The 9,299-nt window shown below is 74.7% G+C and carries 8 protein-coding genes; 2 read left to right on the forward strand and 6 right to left on the reverse strand.

Annotated features, from left to right (window positions below; all coding sequences use genetic code 11):
• Positions 1-50 precede the first annotated feature (50 nt).
• Positions 51-278, forward strand: a complete 228-nt coding sequence (locus ACIP64_RS07000; RefSeq protein ID WP_401582666.1) for a FitA-like ribbon-helix-helix domain-containing protein — start codon at positions 51-53, stop codon at positions 276-278.
• 256 nt (positions 279-534) lie between these two features.
• On the opposite strand, the gene ACIP64_RS07005 is transcribed toward ACIP64_RS07000, so the two are convergent.
• The gene (locus ACIP64_RS07005) at positions 535-1,626 is read right to left on the reverse strand and encodes a carbohydrate kinase family protein (RefSeq protein ID WP_401582668.1); all 1,092 of its coding nucleotides are present in this window, start codon (positions 1,624-1,626) and stop codon (positions 535-537) included.
• Positions 1,627-1,754: 128 nt separating this feature from the next.
• On the opposite strand from ACIP64_RS07005, the gene ACIP64_RS07010 reads away from it, so the two are divergent.
• On the forward strand, positions 1,755-2,681 hold the full coding sequence (locus tag ACIP64_RS07010; protein WP_401582670.1) for an FHA domain-containing protein: 927 nt from the start codon (positions 1,755-1,757) through the stop codon (positions 2,679-2,681).
• A 22-nt stretch (positions 2,682-2,703) separates the two neighbouring features.
• On the opposite strand, the gene ACIP64_RS07015 is transcribed toward ACIP64_RS07010, so the two are convergent.
• The 5 genes from ACIP64_RS07015 to ACIP64_RS07035 all read right to left on the reverse strand — a co-directional run bounded on the left by ACIP64_RS07015 (position 2,704) and on the right by ACIP64_RS07035 (position 8,954).
• Positions 2,704-3,222, reverse strand: coding sequence for a hypothetical protein (locus ACIP64_RS07015; protein WP_401582672.1), 519 nt, complete (start codon positions 3,220-3,222; stop codon positions 2,704-2,706).
• 80 nt (positions 3,223-3,302) lie between these two features.
• Entirely contained in the window at positions 3,303-4,292 is a 990-nt protein-coding gene (locus ACIP64_RS07020; RefSeq protein WP_401582674.1) for an adenosine deaminase, read from the reverse strand.
• A 46-nt stretch (positions 4,293-4,338) separates the two neighbouring features.
• The gene (locus ACIP64_RS07025; RefSeq protein WP_401582676.1) at positions 4,339-5,244 is read right to left on the reverse strand and encodes a ribonuclease Z; all 906 of its coding nucleotides are present in this window, start codon (positions 5,242-5,244) and stop codon (positions 4,339-4,341) included.
• A 6-nt stretch (positions 5,245-5,250) separates the two neighbouring features.
• Entirely contained in the window at positions 5,251-5,610 is a 360-nt protein-coding gene (locus ACIP64_RS07030; RefSeq protein WP_401582678.1) for a histidine triad nucleotide-binding protein, read from the reverse strand.
• 77 nt (positions 5,611-5,687) lie between these two features.
• Positions 5,688-8,954: a S41 family peptidase gene (locus ACIP64_RS07035; protein ID WP_401582680.1), complete on the reverse strand. Its 3,267-nt coding sequence runs from the start codon at positions 8,952-8,954 to the stop codon at positions 5,688-5,690.
• Positions 8,955-9,299 lie beyond the last annotated feature (345 nt).

Raw genomic sequence — 9,299 nt, forward strand, 5'->3', positions numbered from 1 at the left:
CCGAGGGCGATACGCGGGCGGGGAGGCCTGCGGCATGCCAGCGTGGCGGCATGGCGAACATCCGGATCACGGACGTCCCCGACGACGTGCACCGCGCGCTCGGGCACCGCGCGCTCGCGGCGCACCAGTCCCTCGAGGATTACCTGCGCCAATGGCTGATCTCGCAGGCGCGAACGCCGACGCCCGACGACGTACTGGCCCGTGCCCGGAAGTCTGCGACGGCCGACTACACGCTCGACGACCTGCTGGGCCCCCTCGACGAGGGGCCTCACCGGTGATCGTCGCCGATGCGCAGGGGATCGTCCTCGCCCCCACCCGCGGCGGCCCGTACGGTCCGCGGTCTGTCGCCGGGAGGTGGCGGCGATCACCCTGCTGTCCGCTCCGTCGATTCGGCGCCCGCCCGGATACGCCCTGCTCGAACGGGTCCGGAACCGCGCACCGGCCTGTCGGCGTACGGCGCGTCGTAGGTCGCGCTCGCGGATCGCGCCGACGGGGCCGGCGCGCTGCCCCGCATGGTCGCGTGAGGCGACCCGCTCAGCGGTACGGCCGGAAGCCGATCGTCGGCACCGCACGGCGCAGCGGCCAGCGGCGGGTGCCGGTGGGGAGCAGGTCGTCCAGGAAGGCGTAGCGGCGCAGCGCCGTGCGGTCCTGGTCGTCGTAGGCCTTGGCGTGCTGCCACCACGCGGCGATCTCGATCCAGCCGGGTGCCGACAGCGAGCCGCCGAACTCCTGCACCGACAGCGCGGCGGCCAGGCAGGCGAAGGACAGGCGGTCGTCCAGCGCCCAGCCGGCGAGCGTGCCGGTCACGAAGGCCGCGACGAAGACGTCGCCCGCCCCCGTCGGGTCGAGCGCCTCCACGTCGAGCGCGGGCACCTGCGCGCACTGCCCGGAACCGGAGTCCACCGCGTAGGCGCCCTCGGGGCCGAGCGTCACCACCGCCAGCGGCACCAGCTCCGCCAGCTTGCGGGCGGCGGCCCGGGGGCAGTCGGTGCGGGTGTAGGCCATCGCCTCCGCCGCATTGGGCAGGAACGCCTCGCAGTGCTCCAGATCGCTCAGGTCGGAGGGGTCCCAGCGGCCGGACTCGTCCCAGCCGACGTCGGCGAAGACCCGGCTGCCGTGCCGGGCGGCGTGCCCGATCCACTCCTGCCGCGGCCGGCCGGGCACCAGCGAGGCCACACAAGCCCGGCTCGGCGGCGGGCACACCGGGGCCGCCTCCTCCGGCGGCGGGGCCTCGTGGCCGTGGCTGACCATGGTCCGCTCGCCCTCGTACGCCATGGAGACGGTGACCGGCGAGTGCCAGCCGGGAATCCTCCGGGAGGGCGCCAGGTCGATGTCCTCCCCCTCGGCGAGGGAGTCCCAGCAGTAGTCGCCGTACATGTCGTCGCCGAAGGCGGCGGCCAGGCAGGTGCGCAGGCCGAGCCGGGCCAGCGCGGTGGCCATGTTGGCGACCCCGCCGGGGCTGGAGCCCATGCCGCGGGCCCAGGACTCGGTGCCGCGCACGGGCGCGGTGTCGAGACCGGTGAAGATGATGTCCAGGAAGACCGTGCCGGTCAGGTACACATCGGTCTCCGGGTCGTCCGCGGCGCGCACGGCGGCCAGCGGATCGAGGACGGGCTGGTCTTCCACCCGGGGTTCCTCCCGACCTGGTGTCGTTCGGACGATCGTACGCGCGACGGCCCCCGCCCATATGCGTTTGTCCGTTCGGACACTCGGGCGGATCATGAAGGAAAGCGGACGAACGGCGGGGGCTGAACATGCCCGGACCTTCGGCTTCACCACCGCGGCTGATCGTCACGTCCGGGCCGGACGAGGGGACCGTCTACGACGTCCCGGCCGGGTACTGCGAGATCGGCAGACTGCCCGGGAGCGGCATCCGGCTCGACGGCGAGGGGATCAGCAGGCGGCACGCGGCGATGAACCGTGCCGGGAGCCATGTCGTCCTCGCCGACCTGGGCTCGACCAACGGCACGTTCCTCAACGGGGACCGCCTCATGGCGCCGCGGCCGCTGCGGGACGGGGACCTGATGCGGATCGGGCATGTCGAACTGCGGCTGTCGGTGGCCTCGGGCGGCGACCGGGAGGCGCCGCCGGGACGCGAGCCGGAACGGGAGCCGGCCGGACAGGACCCTGACGGGTCCGCTCCCGACGACCCCCCGCCGCCCGCCGCGCCCTCGGTGGCCGTCGACCTCGGCGACGTCCGCGGCCCGGCCCCGCGCGGCCGCACGCGGCGGTACGTCTCGGCGCACGAGCAGTTCCTGGTGGGCCGCGACCTCTACCGGGACGATCCGCCGGAGCCCGCGGCGGACGGCCCGGAGGTCCCTGACGCGGCGTACGCCGGTCCGTACGACGACCCGGACGACGACCCGGACGGCGCGGTCGCCGCCCCGGGGCAGGGGCCGGGCCGCGCCCTGATGGTGCTGGGCGTGCTCGTCGCGCTCGCCGGGTTCGTGATCTGGGTGTCCCTGATCCTCGGCCTCCTGGGCGGCACGGGCAGCGCCGCGGTGCCGCCCGACCCCTTCGCCGAGCACTTGTGGGGAGCGCCGAAGGCACCGCTGGGGTTCGCCGCGTTCGGCGGCGGTGCGGTGCTGTTCGGCGCCGGCGCGGCCCTGTCGAAGGCGGCGCGCCGGCGGGGGCGGGAGGCCGGACGGCACGCGAGCCGGCACGGCGGAAGCCGCAACTGACGATGCGTCAGCTATGCGGTCGTCACACACCCTCGCGGGGCACCGGCCGCCAGCCCGCGCCGCCCGTGCCGCCGCGCGGCGGACGGGGGCCGCGGCGCCCCGCGCGGGCCAGCCACAGACCGCGCCCCGCCGACCAGGCCAGCAGCGCGGCGACGAGCGGGCCGCCGAACAGGATCACCAGCCCGGCGCCGATGTTGGCGCCGATGCCGCCCGCGGTCACGACCCGCCAGCCCGCACCGGCCAGCGCTCCGGCCGCCACCAGCGGGCCGAGCACCTGCCACCACCGTCCGTCGAACCGCTCCGGCCCGGGTCGCCGCGAGGCGAGCCCCAGCACGGTCGCGGCAGCCACGGCCAGCACCGCCGCCGCGACGCCCAGGCCGGTCTCCACACCGGCCGGGATGTCGAAGGGCCGCACCAGGTAGTCGAGTTCGGAGGGGCGGAAGCCGGCGGCGTCCTGCCGGCCCAGCAGGCCCCAGACGGCGACCGGTACCGAAACGATCAGCGTGACGGCCGCCAGGGGCCGTATCGGGTGCTTTCCCATGAGTCCATGCTCCGTCCGGCGGACGCCGTCCGCATGAGTGCGCGTACTCAGAACGCCTGCCCCCGGAACGGGAAAGGAACTCAGAAGACGTACGCGTCCACTTCGGCGAGATAGCGGGCGCGCAGGTCCTCCTCGTCGTCCAGGAAGGCGGCGTGGAAGGAGTTGCGCGCCAGGCGCCGCAGGGTGTCCTCGTCGAGGCCGAGCGCGTCGCGCAGGGCGTCGAAGTTGTCGCCGGCGTACCCGCCGAAGTAGGCCGGGTCGTCGGAGTTGACGGTGACCAGCAGCCCCGCGTCGAGCATCGCGGGCAGCGGGTGCTCCGCCAGGGCGGGCACGCAGCGCAGCCGCACGTTGGACAACGGGCAGACGGTCAGCGGGACCTGGTCGCGCACCAGCCGGGCGACCAGCTCCGGGTCCTCCATGCTGCGGATGCCGTGGTCGATCCGCTCCACACCGAGCACGTCCAGGGCCTCCCGTACGTAAGCGGGCGGGCCCTCCTCCCCGGCGTGCGCCACACGCCGGAGCCCCGCCTCCGCGGCCGCCGCGTAGACCTCGCGGAACTTCGACGGCGGATGGCCCACCTCGGCCGAGTCCAGCCCGACCGCCGCGATGCGGTGCAGATGGGGCCGGGCGGCCTCGAAGGTCTCCCACGCGGACGCGGCGGACTCGTCGCGCAGGAAGCACATGATCAGCCGTGTGCTCACGCCGTGCCGCTCCCGGCCGGCGTCCAGCGCCCGTGCCAGGCCCTCCACGACGGTCCCGATCGGCACCCCCCGCGCGGTGTGCGCCTGCGGGTCGAAGAAGATCTCCGCGTGCCGCACCCCCTGCGCGGCGGCCCGCGCCAGGTAGGCGTCGGCGAGGTCGGCGAAGTCCTGCTCGGTGCGGAGCACGGCCATCAGCGCGTAGTACAGGTCGAGGAACGACTGCAGGTCGTCGAAGGCGTACGCCCGGCGCAATTCGTCCGCCGACGCGAACGGCAGCGTGACCCCGTTGCGCTCGGCGAGGGCGAACGCCAGCTCCGGTTCGAGGGTGCCTTCGATGTGCAGATGGAGTTCGGCCTTCGGGATCGTCACCCGGCAACGGTACAGGTCACAGCGGTGCGAACCGGCCCGCGGCGGGTCAGCGGCGGCGCGGCACCGGGACCCGGCCGAGGTCCTGCGCGACGGTCAGCTCCCCCGCGAAGCCGGCGCCGCGGGCCTGCCGCTCGAAGGCCTCGGGGTCGGTGTAGCGCTGGGAGAAATGGGTGAGCACCAGATGGCGGACCCCGGACTCGGCCGCCACCCGCGCCGCTTGACCAGCCGTCAGATGCCCGTGCTCCTCGGCGAGGGAGGCGTCCTCGTCGAGGAAGGTGGACTCGATGACCAGCAGGTCGCAGCCGTCCGCGAGCGCGTACACCGCGTCGCACAACCGGGTGTCCATCACAAAGCCGAAGCGCTGGCCCGGCCGCACCTCGCTGACCTCGGCCAGGGTGACGCCGTCGGCCTCGCCGTCGCGCTGGAGACGGCCGACCGCGGGTCCGCTGATGCCGAACGCCGCGAGCCGGTCCGGCAGCATGCGCCGGCCGTCCGGCTCGACGAGCCGGTAGCCGTACGCCTCCACGGGGTGGGAGAGCCGGCGCGCCTCCAGCCGGAAGGCGCCGTCGGTCAGGACGGCGGTCTCGCCGGACACCGGCTCCTCGCGCAGCTTCACCGTCTCGCGGTACGCCGTCGCGTAGCGGAGCCGGTCGAAGAAGTGCCGCCCCGACGCGGGGTAGTGGGCGGTCACGGGGTGCGGCACCCGGTCGAGGTTGATCCGCTGGATCACCCCGGCCAGGCCCAGGCTGTGGTCGCCGTGGAAGTGCGTGACGCACAGCCGGGTCAGGTCGTGCGCGGCCACCCCGGCGCGCAGCATCTGGCGCTGGGTGCCCTCGCCGGGGTCGAAGAGGATGCCCTCGCCGTCCCAGCGCAGGAAGTAGCCGTTGTGGTTGCGGTGCCGTGTCGGGACCTGGCTGGCCGTGCCCAGGACGACGAGTTCGCGTGCGGACACGGGCCGTTATCCCGGGGGCCAGTCCAGGCCGCGCCCGCCGAGCACGTGCGCGTGGGCGTGGAAGACCGTCTGGCCCGCGCCCGACCCGGTGTTGAAGACGATCCGGTAGCCGGTCCCGTCCACCTTGTCCCCGGCCGCCACCTCGCCCGCCTCGCGCAGCACGTCGGCGGCCAACTGCGGCTCGGCCACCGCGAGGGAGGCCGCGTCCGGGTAGTGCGCCTTGGGGATCACCAGCACATGCGTCGGCGCCTGCGGGTTTATGTCGCGGAACGCGACCGTCGTCGCCGTCTCGCGGACGACGGTCGCGGGCACGCTCCCCGCGACGATCTTGCAGAACAGGCAGTCCGCCTGCGGTTCTCCCGCCACCGTGGCGCCTCCGGCACGTCGTGGGTCGCTTCGTTGATCGGTACGGGCATGCTACCGGTGCCCCGGCGGAGCCGGGGTCACGGCAGCGGCGGCGCCGTCCGCGCCGGGTTCTCCGCGAGCGCGTCGAGGGCGAGACGGATCGCGGTGTCGAGCTGCGGGTCGCGGCCGGCCGCCCAGTCCTGCGGCGTCTGCGGGACCTCGACGTCCGGGTCGACACCGTGGTTCTCCAGGTCCCAGCCGACGCCCTCCATCCAGGTCGCGTACTTCGGCTGGGTCACCAGCGTGCCGTCCACCAGGTGGTAGCGGGAGTCGATGCCGATGACCCCGCCCCAGGTCCGGGTGCCCACCACGGGCCCGATCCCGAGCGCCTTGATGGCCGCGTTGACGATGTCGCCGTCCGAACCGGAGAACTCGTTGGCGACCGCGACGACCGGGCCGCGCGGGGCGTCCATGGGGTAGGTGAACGCGGGCAGCCCGCGCGGCAGGTCCCAGCCGACAACACGGCGGGCGAGCTTCTCGACCACGAGCTGCGAGGTGTGGCCGCCGCGGTTCTCCCGGACGTCCACAATCAGCCCCTCGCGGGCGACCTCGACCCGCAGGTCGCGGTGGAGCTGCGCCCAGCCCGAACCCACCATGTCGGGTACGTGCACATAGCCCAGCCGGCCGTCCGAGGCCTCACGGACGTGGGCACGCCGCCCGGCGACCCAGTCGTGGTACCGCAGCGGCTCCTCGTCCGGGATGGGCACGACCACCACATGCCGCGGGGCGCTCCCGTCGGCCGGCGCCACCGTCAGCTCGACGGGCTTGCGCACGGTCCCGATCAGCAGCGGGCCGGGCCCGGCCACCGGGTCCACGGGCCGGCCGTCGACCGCGAGGATCGCGTCCCCGGCCCGCACCGCGACCCCGGGCGCGGCCAGCGGGGCACGGGCGCGCGGGTCGGAGGTCTCCGAGGGCAGCACGCGCCCGATCCGCCAGACGCCGTCCTCGTCACGCACGAGATCGGCGCCGAGCAGGCCCTGCCGGTACAGGGAGTCGACGCGCCCGCCGGACGGGCTGACGTACGCGTGCGAGGTGCCGAGCTCGCCGGCCACCTCCCACAGCAGGTCGGTCAGGTCGTCGTGGGTGGCGACGCGGTCCAGCACCGGGCGGTAGCGGTCGCGCACGCCGTCCCAGTCGATGCCGCCCATGTCGGCACGCCAGAAGTTGTCGCGCATGAGGCGGTGCGCCTCGTCGTACATCTGGCGCCACTCGGCGTGCGGGTCGACGGTGACGCGGACCCGGGACAGGTCCACCGTCACATTGCTGTCCGAATCGTCCTCGGAGGGCGTGGACTTGTGGTCGGCGGCGGCCACCCGCAGCCGGTTCCCGGAGGAGACCAGCACCTTGTTGCCGTCACCGCTGACCGCGTAGTCGTCCGCGTCGTCGGCGATCTCCTCCACCCGCAACTGCTTGAGGTCGTACCGCTCCAGCACGCTGGACGGCGGCTCCGACTCCGGGGACGCGAGGCTCGCGCCGAGCACGCCCCGCACGGGGTGGCGCAGCCACAGGACGCCGTCCTTGGCCGCGCGCAGCGTGGAGTACCTGGCCGCCTCGACCGGGAACGGCACGATCCGGTCGGCCAGGCCCTCGACGTCGACCCGGGTGGCGGGGACGCGGGGACGCTCCTCGCCGTCCTCCTTGCGGGACTCGCCCTTGGGGTTCTTGGCCTCGTCCTGGCCGCGGTCGTCGCCGTCCTTGTCCTCCGCCGAGGAGTCGACGGGCCGGCCGTGGAGCTGCGGGCCGAACGGCGAGGGGGTGGTGGCGGCAAGAGTGATCAGGTGCGGGCGGCAGGCCGCGAGGAAGGCCATGTCGAAGACATGCTCGTCGTAGACCGGGTCGAAGGACCGCTCGGACAGGAAGGCCAGGTGCTTGCCGTCGGCGGTGAAGGCGGGCGAGAAGTCGTTGAAGCGCAGCGGCGTCGCGTCGACGACGGTCAGATCGGCGGTGGACGCCAGCTTGAGCTGGCTCAGCGGCTCCCGCCCCGGCTGCGACCAGGCCAGCCACGCGGAGTCCGGCGAGAAGGCCAGGCCGCGGGCGTGACCGTACGCGCTCTCCACGACCGTGCGCACCTCGCCGGTCTGCGCCTCGACCAGCAGCACCCGGCCGTCGTGCGAGGCGACCGCGATCCGGTGGCCGTCGGGCGACACGGCCAGCGACAGGACGCGGCCGAGCCGCCCCGCGGCCAGCCGGCGCGGCGCGGGGACCCCGCCCGCGGCGGGCGCGATCTCCAGCGCGTCCTCGCCCTCCGCGTCCGTCACCCACACGACCTGCTGGTCGCCCTCGCCGCCGAACACCCGCGGCAGCCGGGTGCGCACCCCCGGCTCGGCGGCCAGCGCCCGCGCGGGACCGCCGCGGTGGGTGACCCAGTGCGTGGTGCCGCGCACCTCGACGGCGCTGCCGCGGCCGGTGTGGTCCGGGCGCGCGTCACCGAGATGGCTGCCGGCGTGCACGGGATGCGGCTGCAGATCCGTGCGCTGGCCGCCCAGGCGCACCTCCAGCGGGCGGGCCTCGGCGCCGTCGAGGTCGTCCAGCAGGAACAGCCGCCCGGTGCTGGTGTACACCACCCGGGTGCCGTCGGTCGTGGCCTGCCGCGCGTAGAAGCCGCCCTCCTCCACGGCGGTGTGCCGCCGCAGGTCGCTCCCGTCGGGAAGGCTCGAATAGAGCCCGCCCACGCCCTCGTGGTCGGAGAGGAACGCCAGGCGGTCCCCCACCCACATCGCGCACTCCAGGTTGCCGTCCAGATCCGCGTGGACCCGCTCGAACTCCCCGCTCCCCGTGCGGTCGATCCACAGCTTGCCCGCCGTGCCGCCGCGGTAGCGCTTCCAGGCCGCCGCCTCGCGGCCCATCGTGGCCGACAGCAGCAGCACGGCGCCGTCCGGCCCGTACGCGACGTCCCCCACCGGCCCGTACGGCAGCTGCCGGGCCGGCCCCCCGTCCAGCGGGACCGCCCACGCCCAGCTCCGGCGCGACGACGCCTGCCCCTGCGGGCTGATGGCCAGCACCTCGCCGTCGGCCGTCCAGCCCCGCACGAGGGTGCGCCCGGCGCCCCAGTACGTCAGCCGCTTCGACGGGCCGCCGTCGACCGGCGCCACATGGACCTCCGGCGCCCCGTCGCGCGTCGAGCTCCAGGCCACGTGTTCCCCGTCCGGCGAGAACCGCGGGTGGGCGACCGGCATGTTGTCCGCACTCACGCGCCACGCCCGGCCGGCACCGTCGAGCGGGGCCGCCCAGACGTCGTCCTCGGCGGTGAAGGTGATCAGGTCGCCGTGCAGATGCGGAAAGCGGAGGTACGAAGGCTGCGTCACGCCGTCACACTAACCACCCCGTGGCCTGTGGGTCAGGGCTTTTGGATCTCATTTGCCGCTCCCGCCCACGCCCGCGCCCTTGAAAGCAGCCCCGCCCCACGCTTCGCCATGCCCAAGGGCCCACCCCCACCCCCGTGAGCGAGCCAAAGGGCGCGCCGGTGCCGAAAGCGACGAGACCCAGCGACCGAGCAACGAGGAAGCGCAGCGTCAAGAAGCGTCGGCACCGGACCAGAGCGCCCCTCCCCCGGGCGACCGGCACCGCCGGCCACCGCCGCAGAATCCAAGTGCCCGCAGGCCCACCCCTACAGCCCGTGAGCGAGCCAAAGGGCGCGCCGGTGCCGAAAG

It is taken from the genome of Streptomyces sp. NPDC088733, from assembly GCF_044751185.1.
Taxonomy (GTDB): Bacteria; Actinomycetota; Actinomycetes; order Streptomycetales; family Streptomycetaceae; genus Actinacidiphila.